Here is a 20,832-nt window from a genome sequence, read left to right on the forward strand (position 1 = left end):
AACATTTTCATCGCCTGAACCACCGCTTTCGCAGCCTCGCTGAAGCTCGACAACTCCCACAGGGGATTGGTGGTGTTGGGTTGATCTCGGTTGGCAGGGCTATCGCGACAAACACAATTCTCGGCAGCAATGGCAGGCTCTTCAGGCTTGCAACATCAACATGTCTTCAAAGAACCCACCCACTGGCTCAGTGGGATGGCACAACTGGATCTCCAGCACCCAGGCCATTTCGCTCGGTGGGATCTCCAGGTCAGCCAACTCCTTGCTTTCGAACAAGGCATGGGGGAAATCCGCAAGGCGATGCCCCGCCAGATTGCGTGCCAGCCTCCAGCCTTTCGACACGGCGCTCTGTTCGGCGAAGTCGTAGAGCTCGCGCCCGGTCAGCCCACGCAGCCACGCTTGGCGGGTCTCATCGAACACCTCATGCAACGCAGTCCTGCACGCCAGATGCAGCGGCAACTCACCGAAGATGAACGTGTCGCCGTAGTCGCCTTCATAGCCGTCCCATACCGGCCCCAGGTCGACCACGACGATATCGCTGGCGCGCAGTTTGCGCTGACGATCAACACCTTCGCGGGAGGGCCGGATGGTGTCGGGGCCAAAGCGAATGTAAGTCGGGTGCCAGGTGTGCGAGGCGCCCATGGCCGTGAGTTGCTGGGCGGCCATCTCGAGGGCTTCGCTGGTGGTCATGCCGACCGTCAACCGGCTGGCGATGGCCGCCAGGGCGCGTATGGATTTTTCTCGCGCCGCCAACATCCCGTCCAGGGAATAGCGCGGGCCGACTTTTTCCCAGATCGGGTCGAACGACAGCAATACCGCTTGCGCGCTTGACCGACCACTGCCGACAAACGCCTCTGCGACAAACCGATGGCTCGGCAACCCCGCCTCAACGCAATGGGCACGCACCTGGCTAAGCATGGGGCCGTTACCACACGCATAGACCTGGGCCGCCTCCCAATGATGCCCGTGGCTCAATGCAACCTCCTGCACCCGCCCCTCGGATGATCGCACCGAATGCCAGCGAAAACGGGGGTGCTCGAGCATCGATTCATCCAGAAAGGCGCCGTCATAAAAGTCGGTTGACTGCGCGCCGCCCCAATACAACGTCACCTCGACATTGCGTTTGAGCGCGGTCAACAGGATCGGCTTGATGCCCGCGTAACCGGTACCCGTGGCAAACAGCACGACGGGCGCTGCGTCATCGTCCTGCCAGGTGCAGGCGCCAAACGGTCCTTCCAATTGCATCCGCGCCCCCACGGCCAAGCCATCCAGTACGCCCTCGGAAAAGTACCCGCCGCGCACCCGACGAATCTGGAAGACCAAACGCCCCTCGTCCTCTGTTGGCAGGTTGGCAACCGAGAAGCAACGCGTGTCGCCGTCTGCCAGGTGGAACTTGAGGTATTGGCCAGCTCGCACCTTCAACGGTGTATCGGGCTTGAGCATCAACTCAATGACATCAGGCCCGAGCGCGCGCTTGCCAATAACCTGAGCGCCAACGACCAACGCAGGTGTGTCCAGGGACCAGCCGGGAATCTCCAGGCGCATGTCGGTGCAGGCATGGCTCTGGCAAAGCAACATTTCATTGGCGGCCAGGGGGTAACACGGCGCCGGCGCATCCGGCGCCAGGCGCTTGGCCCGGTACTCACCTGCGGCGACCACCACCTTGCAGGAGCCGCACGCGCCGCGGCGGCACGAGAACGGCACGGCCAGGCCGCTGGCAAGCATGGCGTCGAGCAACAGTTCGTCGCCGGTCTCAAAAGTTTTTCCCGAGGGAGACAGTTCAATGACATGGCGTGTGTTCATAAAGACCTCGGGGTAAGTGAGGCCTGGATTGTTACGCTAGACTAGGACCATTAAAACCTCCAGTTTTGGATACTTCAGATGGTCCAGTTGCGTAAATGGCGCCCCCTGCTCAAGCTTGACGACGACACCCGCCAGGCGTCCTATCGCAAGATTGCCGAAGGCTTGGTCACCGCGATTGTCGAAGGGCGCCTGCCGCCTGGGACGTTGCTGCCGGGCACACGGGAAATGGCACAAATGCTCGACGTCAACCGCAAGACGGTGATCCTGGCCTATGAAGAAGCGATGACCAAAGGCTGGCTGATCAGCGAGCCGCGCCGTGGCACATTCGTCAATGCGCAACTGGCGCCAAAGCCCTTGCCCTGTGCGGTGCAACCGTCTTTCGCCCCACTGCTGCTGGACCAGCCGGTGGTACCGTATTTCACCCATAACGCCCAGGTGGTCGCGCTTCAACATCGGCACAGTGCGCTGTTCTTCGACAATGGCACCAGCGACCACCGCTTGCTGCCCCAGGCCGTGTTGCATCGCTACTATCGCCATGCGCTGCGTAACAGCTTCGCCTCCAACACGGTGCGCTACGGCAGTGAGGGCACCGGCTATCAGTTGCGCTGCGCCCTGGCCGAGATGCTGCGCAATAACCGCGGGCTGACAGTGACTGCCGAAAATATTTGCCTGACCCAAGGCACGCAGATGTCCCTGTACCTGAGCGCCAGCCTGCTGATCAAGCCTGGCGACGTGGTACTGGTGGAGCGTTTGAGCTACCCGCCGGCGTGGGAAATTTTCCGCAAGCTCGGCGCGCAGTTGGTCACGGTCGACATCGACGATGAAGGTTGCCGCACCGACCAGGTCGAGCGCTTATGCCGCGAGCACACGGTGCGCCTGATCTACCTCACGCCCCACCACCAATTTCCCACCACCGTGAGCCTGCATGCCGCACGTCGACAACACTTGCTGGCATTGGCCGCGCAACATGACTTTTGCGTGATCGAAGAAGACTACGACCACGAATATCACTTCAGCGGCCGCCCTTACCTGCCGCTGGCCAGTGACCGCGGCCAGCGCCATGTGATCTATATCGGCTCGTTATCCAAGGTGCTGGGCTCGACGTTTCGTTGCAGTTACATCGTGGCCCCCACGCAAGTGATTGAAGCCCTGCAGCGCAATGCCGCACTGATGCTGGGCGATGCCGATGCGGTCGCACAGACCATGCTGGCGGACTTGATCAATCACGGTGAGTTGAAAAAACACCTGCGCCGCGTTTCGAAGGAATACAGGGCGCGCCGCACCGTGCTGCGCGACTGCCTGGACCAGGCATTCGGTGAGCGCATACAGATACGCGAGCCCGAAGGTGGCTTGGCGCTCTGGGTGCGTTTCGAGGATAGCGTGGACGTGGATCGCTTGGTGCACACCGCCTTGGAGCATGGGCTGGTGGTACGCAGCGGTCGTCAGTTTTCACCCAGCGACCAAGCGGAAAACGCACTGCGCCTGGGCTTTGCCTCCCTGGACCGGGATGAGATCCATCACGCAACACAACGGCTGGCGCAGGCTATGAAAGCGATGGATAGGCGCTGAACGCGTGATGGCCCGGTGCAACGGTTCCTTTCCCGCTTACCTAGCCGTTCGGTCAGTTACCGCGCCGCCCCCTTTAACGTACCCTGGCCTCTGAACCTGTCGGAGCACTCGGGATGTCGCTGATCAACGCTGTCGAACGCGCCTGCACACGCCTGGCTCCCACCGGCTGGCGTGATCTGTTGCTGCACCATGGCTTGGACATAACCTCGACAACCCTGCGCGATGAACTCGCCAAACCCCTGCTCATCGATCGTACCCAGCCCGGCTTTGAGGACTTTTCGGCCGATGGCGTACGTGGCGTCGAGCCTGGGCACCCGGCCGCCAGCCTGCTGTTTCATGCATTCGCCTCGCCGAATGTGAACCTCGGAATCAACGGCAGTGCACTCACAGCCTTCCCTACCCCTGCTGAAACCGAACACATCCTTAATTATGTCTACGGTGCCAATCCTCCCAGCATGGAGGTTTTGCGGCTGGCCGCGGGTGATGCAGAGCTGGCGATTGCCGTGTTTGCCTATGAATACCGCCCCCGCCCCGAGACCGTGCATGGGCGCCAGGCCGACCTGTGCTTTTCCCGCACCGGAATCGCCCGGGTCGGTACGGCGCCAGCGCTGTATGACCCGCAACGCAGGGGCTTTTTGCCCTTTGTCGAGGACCAGCCCAATCAAATGCGCGTTATCCCGGCGCGCTACGGCGCGTTCATAGCGGCACGGCATGTGGGTCAGCCCGAGCGGTTCGGCCCGATGAATGCTCAATCCATCGACCATGATCTTGAGTTCTGGGTGCCCTTGCATAAGGTATTCGACGGCGACGAGTGCGTGGCGGGTATGGACCTGAGCGTTCAGTTGGTCAATCACCAGGTCAATGAAAAGATCGGTCAAATCCACAGACGCTTTCGCAATACCGGTTGGCAAGAGCCTGACATTCTCAACGCACCTTTCGTCATTACCGAGGGGTTATGTCATTGGGCGGATATCGATGGCTTTGCACCAGGCTTGCTGGTGCCCAACGCCAAGGAGCGGCTGGTGCAGCTGGCTCACTACCAAGGTCGACCGTTGTCCTTCATGATGCCCCCGGGCACCGGCGGCCTGGTGCATGGGCGCCATCATGTGCGTGACGACGGCTCGATTGAAGACCTGAATCAACGTGAGGATGTCGATGCCATCGTCAAGGCCGGAGGCTACCGAGCCTTACACTATCAGGACGCAATGGCCGATGGCTGGGTGCGCGCACTCTGTCCAGCACTGGAACTGCAGAGCATCGCCGCCTATTCGATTATCGGAGCACCGGATTTTTACCCGTTGTGTGGACAACGGGAACTCAAGCAATGGTCCAGCGACCCGCAGGTTTTTCCTTGTCCTACCCCACCCTGTCCGCAGGTATGGCACACGCGAGTCAACCCACTGTCCGATGTGCGGTTTTTCATCAATCAATCGCTCAGGGGCGGTTATTTTTCCGCTGAAGACCGCGGCGCCACTGCGATCGTCTCGCACCCCCAAACGTCCACGACTCCAAGCCCCGGACATCCGGCGGCCTATGCCCAGCGACAATCCTGGCTGCCGGATTTCGCCAGCGGCGTCTTCGGGCCTGGCTGGGAAGTCGGCCGTGGTTTGGTAGATGCCCCATTCACCAATATGCTGTGTGGCTATCAGTTAGCCAGCCCGTTCACGGAAGATGCACGCATCTGTGCTGCGCTGGGTTCGTACTGGCCAGGGGTGGCGCCTGATTCAACCCGTACGTTCGAACCACGCAATGTCTCTGCTACGGTCATCCCGCTGACTGACAACGAAATCGGCCTGCTAGACCAGCCTGCCTGGGATGGGCGTAGCGGCCCCTCACTGATCGAACTGGAGGGGCGCACGCTGGTTCAATACCAGGCTTATGAATACGGCGACTACACCCAGGCCGCGCTGGATGGCCGGATCTCACTGGCCGCGACCGGGCAGACCAGCACCAGGCAGTACCATCAGCGTGTCCTGGGCATGCGCCGCGCCTATCAAGCAGTCGGTGCGGGCTCAGACAGCGAGCAACGAAAACGCTGGCCGCTGCTGTCGTTTTTTCAGGTGCAATTACCGGACGAAGCTTTCGACGTCGCACAGCAAGAGGCCGGTTTGCGACTGGAAGGCGAGGTGGCGTACTACAGGCTTTACAAACACGGCGCGATCAGCACCCCAGCGCACGACTTCAAACTTCGTCATGTGGAAATAGAGCAAGAGATCGAACTGTATATGAGCCAGGACGCGCTGCTTATCCGCCGGGACGGGGAGCCCTGGCGACACCTCGATGAGTCACTTTGACGTCGTTGTTGTCGGCGGCGGCCCGGCTGGCTGCGCTGCAGCAATCCACTGCGCACAGCGAGGGCTACGGGTAGTCCTGCTGGAGAAGACCAGTTTTCCCAGACACCGGCCGGGAGAAACACTGCACCCTGGCGTTGAGCCGCTGCTGCGCCAACTGGGGATCCCCCCCCAGAACTGCCACCGCCACACGGGCCATTGGGTTCACTGGGATGGCCCGCCTCGTTTCCAGGCATTCAGCGCAAGTGGCGACGAGCAATGGAGGGGCTTCCAGATTCCGCGAGCGTTACTCGACCAGCAATTACTTGAACAGGCACGCAATCTGGGCGTGCAGATCGTTCATCTCAGACATCCGAGCCGGGTATTGCTGGAGCAAGGTCGTGTTCAAGGCGTCCAGGCGCAAGCAGCACAATGGACCGGGCAATTTGTAGTAGATGCCACTGGGCATCACGCCTGGCTGCAACGCCAATTGAAAATACCCTTGCGCCGTTTTTCACCGCGGTTGGTCGCACGTTACGGCTACTGCGAAGACAGCAACCTGCCGGATGAAAAACTCGGGCTGTTTGCCCACTCAGACGGCTGGCACTGGATTGCCCGTATCAGCCCAACCTGCCTGCACTGGACCCAACTGGCGTTTGCTCAAGACGTGCCGCACCGCCTGATACCCAAGGCATTGGAGCCACTGAGGATGATCGGCCGGATTCGCGGAGCAGATGTCTCGTGGCGACTGTGCCGCACGACAGCCGGGAGCGGTTATTTTCTAGTCGGTGACGCCGCTGCGACGCTGGACCCGTGCGCCTCTCACGGCGTGATCAAGGCATTGATATCCGGCATGCAGGCGGCCTCGGCGATTATCGATTGTCGGTCCTGGCCGGCTGGCGAAATGACAGTGCAAGCGGCTTATCAGGCTTGGGTAAAAAAAACCGTCGAGCGAGACGTGCTCGCCCTACGTCGCTTCTATCGAGCCCACCCTTATCCACCTGGCTGGCTATGAGACGACCAACGAGCCCCAGCGCCGTAGCCAGTGCAATATGCCTTACATGGATATCCTGCGATCAAGCTTTGCTTTGCATAGGCGCTGCGCAGGGCGTTATCCACGATGCCTGCGCAACAAAGGCCAGTTGGACGCGAGTGCTCCGGGCTCATAGTCTCGCCCCCTGACCCGTACCAGGTCGGGGAATTCAAGCAACAATGCGCGATTCCCCCTGCCGATGTGCTCCATCACCGCCAGGGTGATGTTTTCTCGCACCATGCCCGTCGAGACGTAATACATGGCCCAGGCTTGTTCCGGCGTGCAGAGGCCGATCTGCTCTTCAATCTCTTTGTACGCTTTGTAGTCGTCTGACTCCAAATAGCACTGATCACCGCCTTGGCGCATGCTGTTGCCCTCCCCGGCCCCTGGGTCAAACGCCCAATAGGCCTACACTCACGTACCGCTCTTGACCTTGGTCCAGACCCGGGTACGAATACGCTCCGCCTTCAACGGCAACGGCTCAAGCGGAACCAGCGTGGCCATGGTCTTTTTATCGGGATAAATCCACGGGTTATCGCGCAACTTCTGCTCGACGAACTGCGTGGCATCTTTATTGGCGTTGGGATAGAGCATGTAGTTGGAAGTCTTGGCAATCACCGGGGGGCGCAGCATGTAATTAATGAACTCCAGCGCAGCCTTGGGGTGCCGAGCGTCTTTGAGCAGTACCCAGTTTTCAGACCAGACCAATGCGCCTTCTCGAGGCAGGCTGTAGGCAATCTTGCGTCCGCTGTTGGATTTTTCATTGATCGCCTGCGCAGCCAGCGCACCATTGGCCCAGCCTACAACTGCGCAAATATTGCCGTCAGCCAAATCGGTGTCGATTCGCGAGGAATCGAAATAGAGCACGTAGGGACGGATTTTCAGCAGCAGGGCCTGGGCCTTCTGGTAATCCTCAGGGTTGGTACTGTTGCTGGGCAGCCCCAGGTAGTGCAAGGCGATCGAAATGATTTCGCTGGGCGAGTCGAGCATGGCCACGCCACAGGCCTTGAGCTTGCTGATATTTTCTTCTTTGAAGATCAGATCCCAGCTGTCCACCGGGGCGTTATCACCCAGGGCGGCCTTGACCTTGTCCACATCGTAGCCAATGCCGGTGGTGCCCCAGACGTAGGGTACGGCGTAGCGATTACCAGGGTCATTGACCGCCAGCAGAGACAGGATATCGGGATCGATATGCGACAGATTACTCAGTTGCGAGCGGTCCAGCTCTTGCAACACCCCCGCCTTGATCAGGCCGGGCAGCACATTGGAAGTAGCCACGACCAGGTCATAACCGGTGCGCCCGGCCATGACTTTGCTCTGCATGGTTTCGGCGCTGTCGAAGGCATCCATATGCAGCTTGATGCCGCTTTCCTGCTGGAACTCCTTCGGGGTTTGCGGCTCGAGAAACCCGAACCAGTTATACAGATACACCGAAGATTGCGCGGCGCTGGCCGGCGTGCTGATGGCGGCGCCAAGCAGCGAGGCTAAAAAAATAGCTCGCAAGTGTGATCGACTCATATGACTATCCCTGTTACCCGAAGCGCCTTCATGGCTATCGTAAGCTCGGGGTGAATATACCGGGCGTTGTCGAATAGTAAATACCTACAAGTACTTAGCTCCGGCCTGCAAATCCCTAACCCTAAAGGGGTAGAACATGTCGCTTGACCTTCACAACCTGGCTTGGCACCGATCGGTTGGCAAACTGATCATGCAGCTTGATCGACCAGAGTTCTGGAGCTCATTGATTCGCGTATTGAATGAATATGTGCAGATAGACAACTGGGTTGTGCTGGTTTTCAGCGATCACGCCGTGCGGGTGATCAGCCTGCCGGAGGTGGCGGACAGCGAAGAAGTGGATGCCTTTATTCATCGGTATGTGAAAGGTCTTTACCTGCTGGACCCGTTTTATATCGCTAATCGGGAAAACCCGCAGAGCGGGTTCTTCCATCTGCTCGATATTGCGCCGGAACACTTTCTTGAAACCGAGTACTACCAGCAATATTTCGCGCAATACATCTCGGTCGATGAGGCGCAGTACAACGTGCAACTCGATGCCGACAGAACCTTGTGCATGTCGTTTGGCAGTAACGTGCGCTTCACCCAGGCGCAAGTCACGCTACTGGACATGATCAAGCCGTGGGTGACGGCAATGATGCATCAACGCATGTGCTTTGAAATTGACCCACAAAAGAACATCGCCGAACCGGCCCCATGGACTGAGGTGCTGACCCAGTTGGGCACACAAATAACAGCACGCGAGAAAGACGTGCTGAAGTTGCTGCTCAGCGGTTTTTCCAACAAGGAAATCGCCGGGAAGCTGGCGCTGTCGACTGAAACCATCAAAGTTCACCGCCGCAACCTCTACAGCAAGCTCAATATCAAATCGCAGTCCGAACTGTTTGCCCGATTTTTTATGCCAAGGCCGCAAGCCCATGCGGCCGTTTGAACGCGGCAAAACCGTATCTGGCCAAATTCAGCACAAACAAAAACGCCGATCATTTCTGATCGGCGTTTTCGTTGAATATGGAGCGGGAAACGAGACTCGAACTCGCGACCCCGACCTTGGCAAGGTCGTGCTCTACCAACTGAGCTATTCCCGCAAATGGCGTCCCCTAGGGGACTCGAACCCCTGTTACCGCCGTGAAAGGGCGGTGTCCTAGGCCACTAGACGAAGGGGACACGCTACTGAAACACATGGTGTGTATTTCAGTGCCCAGAGGCCTCGTCCGAAGACTTGGTCCTGGTTTCACTCAATGCCGCCCGAGGGCCACACTGCTTGTAAATTGGAGCGGGAAACGAGACTCGAACTCGCGACCCCGACCTTGGCAAGGTCGTGCTCTACCAACTGAGCTATTCCCGCATATGGCGTCCCCTAGGGGACTCGAACCCCTGTTACCGCCGTGAAAGGGCGGTGTCCTAGGCCACTAGACGAAGGGGACACACGTACAACATTCACTCCCTACCGCGTTTCGCTGTGTGCTTTACGCTGTAAGTGGCGCGCATTCTATGGATGGATTGAAAGGTCGTCAACCCCCAAGGATAAATTTATTTAAATCAATGACTTCGCCATGGTTTGCCGGCCCGTGCGGGCATTGTCGCCGCTGGAGCCTTGGCGCCTATATTCTGGCGTTCAACAAGGCGTTATAGTCTGCCTGGGCAAATGATGGCAATGTGCACCCATTCGGAAGCGCTTACCTATATAGAAGAAACTACCCGGGCAACTGGTCGATCGGTCCTATCCGCCGGGTGCCCCAGTCACTACACTCCACAGCAAACCCTATAAAGAGGTCACACCGGTGACACCACTCATGATCACCCTGCTGGTAATAGCCGGGATCGTAATACTGATCGCCATTGGCTACATGAACCACGTGGTGGAAAACAACAAGCTGGAAAAGAAGCGTACCGAGATCGAGCTTAACGATCGGCTGCGTCGCTGCGGTGAAATCACCGAGACTTTCCCCGGCCAACTGATGACCCCGGCGCTCAAACTGTTGCTGGCTCGCCTGGAACTGAACGTCAACCAGCGCCTGTTGAACCTCAATAAGTCCAGCGCGCCAATCAAGGCACGTATCAGCGAGCTGAATGCGTTGATCGCCCAGGGCGAATCGATTCCGGTGGCCAACCCACCTGCGCCGATCCAGACCGAAGCCAAGGCCAAGGACGTGCGCTTTTTGCTCGAAGCCCTGCACGGCCAAGTCACCCGCGCAGCCCAGGACGGTTTCCTGCCAACCAATGAAGCCAAGCACTGGATCAAGGAAATCCGTCATATCCTGGTACTGCTGCATATCGAGTTCTTCAACAACCTCGGCCAACATGCCCTGCTGCAAGGCCAGCCCGGCCAGGCGCGCCTGGCGTTCGAACGCGGCGTGCAGTACTTGCGCAAACAACCGGAACCGGTGCTCTACAGCGCACAGTTGCAACTGCTGGAGTCACAACTGGCCCGCGCCAACTCCACGGTGCTGACCAACAGCCAACCGGCAGAAGACGAAGTCAACGAGCTGACCGAAGGTTTGAAGGTCGTCGATGCCGACGCCGAGTGGAAAAAGAAAGCTATCTACGACTGACAGCCCAGTCAATAACGTGGGAGGGGTGTCAGTTGGATGGCACCCTCACACCATATGCCATCACTTTGCATCTATCCCCCCGCCCCCGACTAGCGTAAAAAAGTGCCCCTCACTCCGTGAAGTTAGAGGCCTGCTATGCCTGTTGCCGTGATTGATGGACAACCGCTGCATTACCTCGACCAGGGCAGCGGCCCGGTCGTATTGCTTGGTTCAAGTTACCTGTGGGCTCGCGACATGTGGACGCCGCAGATTGAAGCGCTGTCCCAGCAATACCGTGTAATAGTCCCCGAGCTGTGGGGCCATGGCGAGTCGGGCCCGATGCCCACGCAAACCCGGTCCCTGGATGATCTGGCTCGCCAGGCCCTGGCGCTGCTGGATCACCTGGACGTCGAGCAGATCAACCTGGTGGGCCTGTCGGTCGGTGGCATGTGGGGCGCGCGCCTGGCACTACTGGCGCCCGAGCGCATCAACAGCGTGGTGCTGATGGACACCTACCTCGGCGCCGAACCTGAAGCGACTCGCCAGTATTATTTCTCGCTGTTCAAGATGATCGAAGACGCCGGCGCCATCCCCGAGCCGCTACTGGATGTGATCGCACCGATCTTCTTTCGCCCGAACATCGACCGTGAATCGGCGCTGTATCAGGACTTTCGCAAATCCCTGCAGGGATTCCCCCGCGAACGCCTGCTCGATAGCATCGTACCGCTGGGCCGCCTGATCTTCAGCCGTGAAGATATCCTGGAGCAATTGCCGCGTCTGGACGCCGACACCACCCTGATATTGTGCGGCGAGCAAGACACCCCCCGCCCACCTGCCGAATCCGAGGAAATGGCCGGACTGATTGGTTGCGACCTGATCCTGATCCCCGAGGCCGGGCATATCTCAAGCCGCGAAAACCCGGACTTCGTCAACGAAGCACTGCTGACCTTCCTCGCCAACAACGCCTGACCCCCTTCGCCTTGCTCGCCGCACCCCAGCGGCGATCACAGGCGGAAATGCCCCACCATCCCCTGGAGTTCCACGCCCAACTGCGCCAGCTGGACGCTTGATGCTGCATTGCCTTGCATACTCAGCGCCGAATGATCGGCACTTGCCCGAATACTGGTGACGCTGCGGTTGATCTCTTCGGCCACCGAGCTTTGCTCCTCGGCGGCGGCGGCGATCTGTTGGTTCATTTGCTGGATCAGTGACACGGCGGCCGCAATGCTGCCCAAGGCACTTTCGGTTTGCAGGGCATCACCGACCGCCAGTTTCACCAGTTCGCCACTTTGCTGGATCTGCTGCACCGACGACTGCGCCGCACTGCGCAAGGTGCTGACCAGCCGTTCGATCTCCTCGGTCGATTGCTGGGTGCGCTTGGCCAGGGCCCGTACCTCGTCGGCCACCACGGCAAAGCCACGCCCCTGCTCACCGGCACGCGCCGCTTCGATGGCGGCGTTCAAGGCCAGCAGATTAGTCTGCTCGGCCACGCTATTGATCACGCTCAGCACGGCGCCAATGTTCTGGATCTCTGCGCTGAGGCTTTCGATACTCGCGCTGGCACTGTTGCTTGACGTGGCCAGCAATTCGATACGCTGCAAGCTCATGCGCACCACCTGCTGGCCGCTGTCGACCTTGGCATCCGCCGTCTGTGCAGCTTGCGCCGCTTGCTCGGCATTGCGCGCCACATCGTGCACCGTGGCGGTCATCTGGTTCATCGCCGTGGCAACCTGTTCGGTTTCTTCCTTCTGACTGTTGACCTCGTGGTTGGTCTGTTCGGTAACGCTGGACAGCGAATGCGCGGAACTGGCCAATTGTTCAATGCCGGCCTGCAACCCGCTGACCATCTGGCTCAAACCGCTGCTCATCTGCTGCATGGCTTGCATCAATTGGCCAATTTCATCGCGGCGGCTGACCTCCATGCGCCCGCTCAGGTCACCCGAGGCAATCTGCTGGGCCACGGCGATCACGCTGCGCAACGGCGCAACGATCAAACGGGTAATCAGCCAAGCAGCAATCAAGCCCACCAGCAACGCCAAGGCCGAGGAAGCGATGATCAGCAGCGTGCTGCGCTGCAACTGCGCCTGCATGGACTGATCTTCAGCGGCGTACGCCTGATTGACCTGGCTGACCACTTGCTCGGCGCGATCATGCAGTTGCGTATAGACCAGCTTTTCCTGGGCCAGCAGCCCGATGTACTCGCCGAGCTTTTCACTGAATGACGCGATATGCCCGCTGACTTCGTTGAGTACGGTCTGGTAGCCCGCGTCCTTGACGCTGGCTTTCAACTTCTCGACCTCGGCCAGGGCCTGGTCGGCCTGCTCGATCTTGCCCTGTGCGCCGTCGTCTGTTTCAGCCTTGCGGCTCTGATCCAGGCGCACTCGCGCTTCGTTCATGGCTTGCAGCATCAGGCGCGACACCTGGCTGACCTGCCCCGCCTGCTCGATAAACTCGGCGCCCTCCTTGCCCTGGCTTTCCTTGAGGCCATAAGCGCCGTCGTCGGCGAGGCCGGCTTGCAACACGTCCAGGTTATTGGCCACGCTGGACACCGACCAACTGGCCATTTCCAGCGCCAGATCCTTGGCCTGGGTCAAGTCGACGAACTCGTCAAACGCCTTGCGATAGGCAATCAAAGCTTGCTCGACATCACTCATCACTCGCTCGTTGACGGCGGACCGGGCCTTGAGGCTGATGGCCTGGGCCAGCAATGCGTCAACACTGCCATGCAGGGCGTCAACAGCCTTGGGGTCGGCGTGCAGCGCGTAGTTCTGCTCGATCACGCGCACCTTGAGCAGCTCGCTATTGAGCGAAGACATCTGTTTGAGGCCATCAAAGCGCTGACCGACGGTGTGCAGGGCCCCTACACCGATCGCCGCTACCAGGGCCGTCAGAAGGAGTACCAAGGTAAAACCCAAGCCCAGTTTTTTTGCCATGCCAAGGTTGGCGAATCGTCGTTGCACGCCCCAAATCATTGCACTTGATCCTCTTGCAATGGCAGATGCCATAAGCCAGGTTTACAAGCAGTGAGAGTGGCAACCCCAGGGCACTGAGCACAAGCCGCTGGCGCCGCAATAATGGCAAAAAGCTACACGCCCGTCGTTTTCAGAATGGTCGAGGTCGATCTGGTCGGCCCCATGGCACGGAACAACGCCAGTGCGCGCTGATCCCCTGCATAGGCCACATTGATGCGTAGCCAGTCGCTACGCTCCCCGGTGGGGCTGAACAGCGCGCCGGGCGACAGCAGCACGCCGAGCCGCCGTGCACAGGCCTGCAGCCGCGATGGGTCCGGGATGCCCGGTCGCGCCCACAGGAACATGCCCCCTGCGGGAACGGCAAAGACCTGCCACTCTTCATCCTCCAGCACCTGTAAAGTCGCAGCCATCTGCGCATTCAGGTGCTTGCGCAGGCGCTGCACCCACTTACGGTAAGTGCCGTTGCTCAACAAGGTTGCCACCATGGCTTCGGCAAAGCGCGAGGTGCCGAGCCCCGTCAGGGTCTTGAGGTGAGCCAATTGCGCAATGAGCGTGGCACTGGCGCAGAGGTAACCCACGCGCAGGGCGCTGCTCAGGGTCTTGGAAAAACTCGACACATAGATCACCCGGTCATTGTGGTCCAGCGCCGACAAGCGCGTGCAACTGGCATGTTGCAGGTCGCCGTAGACATCCTCTTCGATGATCAGGAAATCCCGCTCTCGCGCCAGTTCCAACAACCGCTGCGCCACCGAACGGCACAGGCTGGTGCCGGTGGGATTGTGATAAAGGCTATTGATGAACAGGCACTTGGGCCGATGGGTTTGCAGCAATATCTCCAAGGCTGGGATATCCGGGCCGCCACGGGCGCGCGGAACCTCCAGCAGCGTGACACCCTGCAACGCCAACTGGCGATAGAGGTTGCCATACCCGGGTGTTTCCACCACAACCTCATCACCAGCCTTGAGCAAGGTACGTATCAGCAAGTCCTGGGCATGGCTGACGCCATGGGTGGTGAGAATACAGTCCAGGCGGGTGGCTATGTGAATCTGGGTCAGACGCTTGAGCAGTTGTTCGCGCAGCACCGGCAGCCCCAAGGGCGTACTGTAATTGAACAAGGCCCCGGTATCGGTACGAGTGAGTTCGCGGATCGCATAGCTGATGTCATCGCTTTCGCGCCAGGCGTCCGGCAGCCAGCCGCATCCCAGCTTCAGCTCGCCCAGCGGGCTATCGGTAAAAGCGCCCCACAGTTGCTCCGCGCCTTCGTACCAGTGGCGTTCCTGGTCAGTGGCGGGTTGCGCCACCACAAAACCCGAGCCGTGCTTCGGAGCCAACAGGCCCTGGGCCACCAACCGCTCGAACGCCTCGATCACGCTGGACTGGCTCAGCAGGTTGTCGAGGGCCAGTTGCCGAATGGACGGCAAGCGCGTTCCAGGGCTCACTCCTTCCTTGCGAATCCAATGGGCCACCGCGCTGACGATTTGCTGAACAACCGGTACCAGGGCTTGTCGATCGATCCCTAAATCCATGAGCCACTCACTTCAACTGTTTGTTAACCCAAAACAGTTAAGCACAGAAGCCCGCCAAAACTTGCTGCCAAGTTTTATTAAAGTATTGATTTTATTGGATTATTTACCTACTGATACATATTCGAACACGGCCCACTGCCCCCTATGGAAACGCCCCACAGCACCTCGCCCTATTTTCGAATGCCGTGCGACTTGCCGTCCTAGATCGCCGTCGCGCCGCCATCCACCGCCAGGGACTGGCCGGTGGTAAAGGCGGCACCATCACTGCACAGGTACAATACGGCGCTGGCGACTTCCTCAACCTTGCCGATGCGCCCGACCGGATGCATGGCCGCCGCGAATTCGGCTTTGCGCGGGTCGGCCTCGTAGGCGCGGCGAAACATGTCGGTATCGATCACGGCAGGGCAGACCGCGTTCACGCGGATCTTCTTTTTCGCATACTCAATGGCTGCCGACTTGGTCAGGCCGATCACTGCGTGTTTGGACGCCGCATAGATGCTCATCTTCGGCGCCGCCCCCAGCCCGGCCACCGATGCCGTGTTGACGATTGCTCCGCCGCCCTGGGCCAACAACAGCGGCAACTGATACTTCATGCACAACCAGACGCCTTTGACGTTAACCCCCATGATGGCATCGAACTCATCCAGGCTGCCGTCGGCCAGCTTGCCTTTCTCGATCTCAATCCCGGCGTTGTTGAAGGCATAGTCCAGTCGTCCATAGATGGCGACCGTCTGCGCCATCAATTGCTGTACGTCCGTTTCGAGCGTGACGTTGCAACGCACAAACACCCCTTCGCCGCCGGCCTGGCGGATCAGCGCAACAGTCCCCTCGCCCCCCGCCACGTCGAGGTCGGCAACGACCACCTTCAAGCCTTCGGCCGCGAACGCCAGCGCAGTGGCGCGACCAATACCCGCGGCGGCGCCGGTTACCAGGGCGACCTGGCCAGAAAATGTCATGCTCATGGGAACTGTCCTATGGGAGTGGTAACGGTGGCGCGAGTCTAGCCAACACAGGGATCAGCGCGTCAGCACTATCAGACGGCGGGTTAGCGCTGCATGAATCGCAGTGATAAGTCTACCGGGATGGTTATCAGCGATGCCTATCGACGGGCATTCGCCTCCCGCAGACAACCTTGCCCTGGCGTCACTGAAGGGCTATCACTCATGATTCATTTCCAAAGAGTCCTTGCCATGACCGCCCAGACCAACCGCCAATTCCTGCTCGCCAAACGCCCGGTCGGTGCGGCCACGCGAGAGACCTTCACCTACCAGGAAGTGCCGGTGGGCACGCCTGCCGACGGCCAGGTCCTGGTACGCAATGAATACCTGTCCCTCGACCCGGCCATGCGTGGCTGGATGAATGAGGGCAAGTCCTACATCCCGCCGGTCGGCATCGGCGAAGTGATGCGGGCGCTGGGCGTCGGCAAGGTGATTGCCTCGAACCATCCGAACTTCGCGGTGGGGGACTACGTGAATGGCGCCCTGGGCGTGCAGGATTACTTCCTCGGCGAGCCCCGTGGTTTCTACAAGGTCGACCCCAAGCTTGCGCCCCTGCCCCGTTACCTGTCTGCCCTGGGCATGACCGGCATGACGGCTTACTTCGCCCTGCTGGAGACCGGTGCGCCGAAAGCCGGTGACACCGTGGTCATTTCCGGCGCCGCGGGTGCCGTGGGCAGCATCGCCGGGCAGATCGCCAAGATCAAAGGCTGCCGCGTGGTGGGGATTGCCGGCGGTGCCGACAAGTGCAAGTTCCTGCTCGATGAGCTGGGCTTTGACGCCGCCATCGACTACAAAAGCGAAGACGTACCTGCCGCCCTCAAACGCCAGTGCCCCAAAGGCGTGGACGTGTATTTCGATAACGTCGGCGGCGATATTCTCGACGCCGTGCTCAGCCGCCTGGCACTCAAAGCCCGCGTGGTGATTTGCGGCGCGATCAGCCAATACAACAACAAGGAAGCCGTCAAAGGTCCGGCCAACTACTTGTCGTTGCTGGTCAACCGTGCGCGCATGGAAGGGTTTGTGGTGATGGACCACGCGGCGAACTTCGCGGCGGCCGGGCAGGAAATGGCCGGCTGGATGGCCCAGGGCAAGCTCAAGAGCAAGGAAGATATTGTCGAGGGGCTGGAGACCTTCCCGGAAACGCTGATGAAGCTGTTCAGCGGCGAGAACTTCGGGAAGTTGATACTGAAAGTCAGCTGACACACGGCAGATCTAAATGTGGGAGGGGGCTTGCCCTAGGCTTTTGTAGGAGTGAGCTTGCTCGCTCCTACAGAGGGCGATGTACGCTTGACTGACTGGCATTAGGGCTTGCCCACGATGACCATGCTGACTCGCTGCTTGCTCTTGCTCTTGCTCTTGCTCTTGCTCTGCTTTTGATCTTAGGCGCCCCGTTAAACCACGCTGGCCGGAATTCGACATGGATTTGGGGGGTAAACCGGCAGGGATGCCGGTTTAGCCGCCCCAAATCCATGGCGGATTACGGGCACACCGAGCCCAGGCGAGGTGCCGAGTGGTGGGGCAAGAGCCCTTTGGTTACTTTGGGGCTCTCTTTTCCAAAGTGACCCGCTGTAAAAGCGGAACCAACAGTGGCCGTTACCTAAATAACAGATATGTACTCGGTCTGATCCAAGATCCTGGTCGGCCCCTAGGCCGCCATCGGGAGCAAGCCCCCTCCCACAGGGTCCGGCGGCGTACAGAAGTTGTATAGATACCCATGGCTAACGGGGGCAAGCCCCCTCACACATTTTTTACCGTGTTCCCCTAAGTATCAGGCGATTTCGGCAACCACCGCGGCCAGTGCTTTGGCCGGATCCGCCGCCTGGCTGATCGGACGGCCGATCACCAGATAGTCCGAACCGGCATCCAGGGCCTGGCGCGGGGTCAGGATACGGCGCTGGTCATCCTGCGCGCTGCCCGCCGGGCGAATACCCGGCGTCACCAGTTGCAACGACGGGTGGGCGTTCTTCAGGGCCTGGGCTTCCAGGGCCGAGCATACCAAGCCATCGAGGCCGGCTTTCTGCGCCAGAGCCGCCAGGCGCAATACCTGCGTCTGAGGCTCGATATCCAGGCCAATACCGGCCAGGTCTTCGCGTTCCATGCTGGTCAGCACGGTCACGCCGATCAGCAGCGGTTTGGGGCCGCTGCGCTGTTCCAGCACTTCGCGGCACGCGCTCATCATGCGCAAGCCGCCGGAGCAGTGCACATTGACCATCCACACGCCCATTTCGGCGGCAGCCTTCACGGCCATTGCCGTGGTGTTGGGGATGTCATGGAATTTCAGGTCCAGGAACACTTCGAAGCCTTTGTCCCGCAGGGTGCCGACGATTTCCGCCGCGCAACTGGTGAACAGTTCCTTGCCGACCTTGACCCGGCATAGCGTGGGGTCCAACTGGTCAGCCAGCTTCAGTGCGGCGTCACGAGTGGGGTAATCCAGGGCGACGATGATAGGAGTCTGGCAGACGGACATTGGAATGGGCTCTCAGGCAAGTCGAAATCGGCGCGGATTGTAGCGCAAGCAGCGCCGTTGCGGGATCCGATGATCGGTAAATACTGATCAAGTGCCCGATACACGCGATTTCGAGCACTTGTTTCAAAGTCGATACATTCACGACACGCCCTCAACACGCCGCCCGGCTAGCCTCGCACACTATCGCACGCCCAGCATTTCCAGCCACGGCGCTGGGCGCCTATGCTGACAGCACTACTCAGGCAGATGATCGCACTATGCAGACCCCTTCCGTCCCCGTAAACGAAGAGCCTAAAGGCACGACGATCGCCGAAGACAAGCGCTGGACCACCCGTGCGCTGATCGTCGACGACGACGTGCCGATCCGCGAACTGCTGATCGACTACCTGGCGCGCTTCAATATCCTGGCCTCGGGCGTCACCGACGGCACCGCCATGCGCCAAGCCATGCAAGCCGAAACCTTCGATGTGGTAGTACTGGACCTGATGCTGCCGGGCGAGGACGGGTTGTCGCTGTGCCGCTGGCTGCGTGCCGAGTCGGACATTCCGATCCTGATGCTCACGGCCCGCTGCGAACCCACCGACCGCATCATCGGCCTGGAACTGGGCGCTGATGACTATATGTCCAAACCATTCGAGCCCCGGGAGCTGGTGGCCCGTATCCAGACCATCCTGCGCCGGGTGCGCGATGACCGCACCGAGCAACGGGCCAACATCCGCTTCGACACCTGGCGCCTCAACAGCGTACTGCGCCAGTTGGTGGCCGATGACGGCCTGGTGGTGCCGCTGTCCAACGCCGAGTTTCGCTTGCTGTGGGTGTTCATCGAACGCCCGCGCCGCGTATTGAGCCGCGAGCAACTGCTGGATGCGGCCCGTGGTCGCTCCATCGAAGCCTTTGATCGCAGCATCGACTTGCTGGTATCACGCCTGCGCCAGAAACTGGGAGATGACCCCAAGGCCCCGCAGTTGATCAAGACCGTACGCGGCGAAGGCTACCTGTTCGACGCCCGGGATATCGGTTGATGCGCGCCACCTTCAATACGCTGTTCGGGCGACTGTTCGGCCTATTGCTGGTGGCCATTGTGCTGGCCCACGTGCTGGCGCTCTTCTGGTTTCACCACTACGGCCGGCCACCGCCTCCGCCTCCCCAGGCGTTCGTCGAACAACCGGACGGCACCCTCAAACCGCTGCGCAAGGAACCTCGCCCTTGGTTTGGTGGCCCGCTGGTACCGCTGACGTTTCAATTTATCTCGTTGATCATTGCCGCCTGGTACGGCGCCAAGCTGCTGAGCCGGCCGATCCAGCGCCTGAGTGCCGCAGCCGAGCGCTTGAGCGTCGACCTCGACAGCCCGCCGCTGGTGGAATCCGGCCCGCGCGAGGCAAGGCAAGCGGCCTCGACCTTCAACCTGATGCAAAAGCGCATCCGCGAACAAGTCAGCCAGCGGGCACGTATGCTCGGTGCGGTCTCTCACGACCTGCGCACCCCGTTATCACGCCTCAAACTGCGCCTGGAACAGATCGAAGACACCAAACTGCAAGGCCAGATGCGTCAGGACCTGAACGACATGATCGATATGCTCGACGCCACCCTGAGCTACCTGCACGAACAACGCACCAGCGAGACGCGGCATTGGCTTGATGTTCAGGCACTGGTGGAGTCCCTCAGCGAGAACGCCCAGGACCAGGGCTGCGACGTGCAATTTTCAGGCACCTGCGCGCCCTTGCAAGTGCAGCCCATGGCCCTGCGCTCATGCCTCAACAACCTGATCGACAACGCGCTGCGCTATGCCGGCATGGCGCGAGTAGAACTGGCCGACAGCCGTGGCGCACTGGTGATCAGAGTGATCGATAACGGCCCGGGAATCGCCGCCGATAAACGCGAGGCGGTGTTCGAACCGTTCTTTCGGCTGGAGGGATCGCGCAACCGCAATTCCGGAGGGGTCGGTTTGGGGATGACCATTGCCAGAGAGGCCGTCGAGCGGCTTGGCGGGCACTTGAGCCTGGAGGACACGCCGGGTGGTGGGTTGACTGCGGTGATGTGGTTGCCGAGGGGCTGAGGCTTCTCCCTTCTACACAACTGTGCAGCTTGCCGCCCCCACGGTAACCACGATGCGAAGCGAGCCGCTCTTGATCTTGATCTGCTTTTGAT

16 protein-coding genes and 4 tRNA genes are annotated in these 20,832 nt (G+C 60.0%); 9 read left to right on the forward strand and 11 right to left on the reverse strand.

The features are described 5' to 3' along the window. Positions 1-141: 141 nt before the first annotated feature. Positions 142-1,803: a M24 family metallopeptidase gene (locus E4P01_RS07945; protein ID WP_216090973.1), complete on the reverse strand. Its 1,662-nt coding sequence runs from the start codon at positions 1,801-1,803 to the stop codon at positions 142-144. A gap of 78 nt (positions 1,804-1,881) precedes the next feature. Between E4P01_RS07945 and E4P01_RS07950 the strand changes: the two genes are divergently transcribed. The 3 genes from E4P01_RS07950 (at position 1,882) to E4P01_RS07960 (ending at position 6,657) form a co-directional block, all read left to right on the forward strand. Further along, entirely contained in the window at positions 1,882-3,372 is a 1,491-nt protein-coding gene (locus tag E4P01_RS07950; RefSeq protein WP_216090972.1) for a PLP-dependent aminotransferase family protein, read from the forward strand. 113 nt (positions 3,373-3,485) lie between these two features. Continuing rightward, positions 3,486-5,666, forward strand: coding sequence for a hypothetical protein (locus E4P01_RS07955; protein ID WP_148852262.1), 2,181 nt, complete (start codon positions 3,486-3,488; stop codon positions 5,664-5,666). Next, positions 5,653-6,657, forward strand: a complete 1,005-nt coding sequence (locus tag E4P01_RS07960) for an FAD-dependent oxidoreductase (protein WP_216090971.1) — start codon at positions 5,653-5,655, stop codon at positions 6,655-6,657. Before E4P01_RS07955 ends, E4P01_RS07960 begins: the two co-directional genes overlap by 14 nt. Before the next feature lie 96 nt (positions 6,658-6,753). Here the strand turns inward: E4P01_RS07960 and E4P01_RS07965 are convergent, their stop codons facing one another. Beyond that, positions 6,754-7,041 carry a hypothetical protein gene (locus E4P01_RS07965; RefSeq protein ID WP_005786654.1) on the reverse strand — a complete coding sequence of 96 codons (288 nt, stop codon included), beginning with the start codon at positions 7,039-7,041 and terminating at the stop codon, positions 6,754-6,756. A 48-nt stretch (positions 7,042-7,089) separates the two neighbouring features. Continuing rightward, positions 7,090-8,193, reverse strand: coding sequence for a polyamine ABC transporter substrate-binding protein (locus tag E4P01_RS07970; protein WP_078820751.1), 1,104 nt, complete (start codon positions 8,191-8,193; stop codon positions 7,090-7,092). Positions 8,194-8,329: 136 nt separating this feature from the next. Here E4P01_RS07970 and E4P01_RS07975 point away from each other — a divergent pair, with 136 nt between their 5' ends. Next, a complete protein-coding gene (locus E4P01_RS07975; protein ID WP_216090970.1) occupies positions 8,330-9,121 on the forward strand; it encodes a helix-turn-helix transcriptional regulator in 792 nt (263 codons plus the stop codon). Between the two features lie 78 nt (positions 9,122-9,199). Here E4P01_RS07975 and E4P01_RS07980 read toward each other — a convergent pair. From E4P01_RS07980 to E4P01_RS07995, 4 genes are all read right to left on the reverse strand, one after another. Beyond that, a tRNA-Gly gene (locus E4P01_RS07980) sits at positions 9,200-9,275 on the reverse strand. A 3-nt stretch (positions 9,276-9,278) separates the two neighbouring features. Then, a tRNA-Glu gene (locus tag E4P01_RS07985) sits at positions 9,279-9,354 on the reverse strand. 105 nt (positions 9,355-9,459) lie between these two features. Further along, positions 9,460-9,535 (reverse strand) — tRNA-Gly (locus tag E4P01_RS07990). Positions 9,536-9,538: 3 nt separating this feature from the next. Continuing rightward, a tRNA-Glu gene (locus E4P01_RS07995) sits at positions 9,539-9,614 on the reverse strand. A 369-nt stretch (positions 9,615-9,983) separates the two neighbouring features. On the opposite strand from E4P01_RS07995, the gene E4P01_RS08000 reads away from it, so the two are divergent. Together E4P01_RS08000 and E4P01_RS08005 are read left to right on the forward strand one after the other, a co-directional pair. Continuing rightward, the gene (locus E4P01_RS08000; protein ID WP_005786648.1) at positions 9,984-10,742 is read left to right on the forward strand and encodes a hypothetical protein; all 759 of its coding nucleotides are present in this window, start codon (positions 9,984-9,986) and stop codon (positions 10,740-10,742) included. Between the two features lie 135 nt (positions 10,743-10,877). Continuing rightward, complete coding sequence (locus E4P01_RS08005; protein ID WP_032877070.1) at positions 10,878-11,690, forward strand: alpha/beta hydrolase; 813 nt, start codon at positions 10,878-10,880, stop codon at positions 11,688-11,690. Positions 11,691-11,725: 35 nt separating this feature from the next. Here the strand turns inward: E4P01_RS08005 and E4P01_RS08010 are convergent, their stop codons facing one another. From E4P01_RS08010 to E4P01_RS08020, 3 genes are all read right to left on the reverse strand, one after another. Beyond that, positions 11,726-13,693 (reverse strand): methyl-accepting chemotaxis protein, encoded by a 1,968-nt coding sequence (locus E4P01_RS08010; RefSeq protein ID WP_216090969.1) that lies wholly within the window; start codon positions 13,691-13,693, stop codon positions 11,726-11,728. Between the two features lie 113 nt (positions 13,694-13,806). After that, the gene (locus E4P01_RS08015; RefSeq protein ID WP_216090968.1) at positions 13,807-15,219 is read right to left on the reverse strand and encodes a PLP-dependent aminotransferase family protein; all 1,413 of its coding nucleotides are present in this window, start codon (positions 15,217-15,219) and stop codon (positions 13,807-13,809) included. Positions 15,220-15,419: 200 nt separating this feature from the next. Next, entirely contained in the window at positions 15,420-16,181 is a 762-nt protein-coding gene (locus E4P01_RS08020) for an SDR family oxidoreductase (RefSeq protein ID WP_032877073.1), read from the reverse strand. Between the two features lie 228 nt (positions 16,182-16,409). Here E4P01_RS08020 and E4P01_RS08025 point away from each other — a divergent pair, with 228 nt between their 5' ends. Further along, positions 16,410-17,417 (forward strand): NADP-dependent oxidoreductase, encoded by a 1,008-nt coding sequence (locus E4P01_RS08025; RefSeq protein ID WP_078820739.1) that lies wholly within the window; start codon positions 16,410-16,412, stop codon positions 17,415-17,417. 568 nt (positions 17,418-17,985) lie between these two features. Here the strand turns inward: E4P01_RS08025 and pyrF are convergent. Beyond that, positions 17,986-18,684: an orotidine-5'-phosphate decarboxylase gene (gene pyrF / locus E4P01_RS08030; RefSeq protein ID WP_005786636.1), complete on the reverse strand. Its 699-nt coding sequence runs from the start codon at positions 18,682-18,684 to the stop codon at positions 17,986-17,988. Positions 18,685-18,941: 257 nt separating this feature from the next. Between pyrF and E4P01_RS08035 the strand changes: the two genes are divergently transcribed. Continuing rightward, positions 18,942-19,706: a response regulator gene (locus E4P01_RS08035; RefSeq protein ID WP_032877075.1), complete on the forward strand. Its 765-nt coding sequence runs from the start codon at positions 18,942-18,944 to the stop codon at positions 19,704-19,706. Beyond that, positions 19,706-20,740, forward strand: a complete 1,035-nt coding sequence (locus E4P01_RS08040) for an ATP-binding protein (protein WP_005786632.1) — start codon at positions 19,706-19,708, stop codon at positions 20,738-20,740. The genes E4P01_RS08035 and E4P01_RS08040 overlap by 1 nt, the downstream gene beginning before the upstream one ends. Positions 20,741-20,832: the final 92 nt, after the last annotated feature.

Origin of the sequence: Pseudomonas sp. NCIMB 10586 (genome assembly GCF_023127895.1) — a bacterium.
Classification (GTDB): Bacteria; Pseudomonadota; Gammaproteobacteria; order Pseudomonadales; family Pseudomonadaceae; genus Aquipseudomonas; species Aquipseudomonas synxantha_A.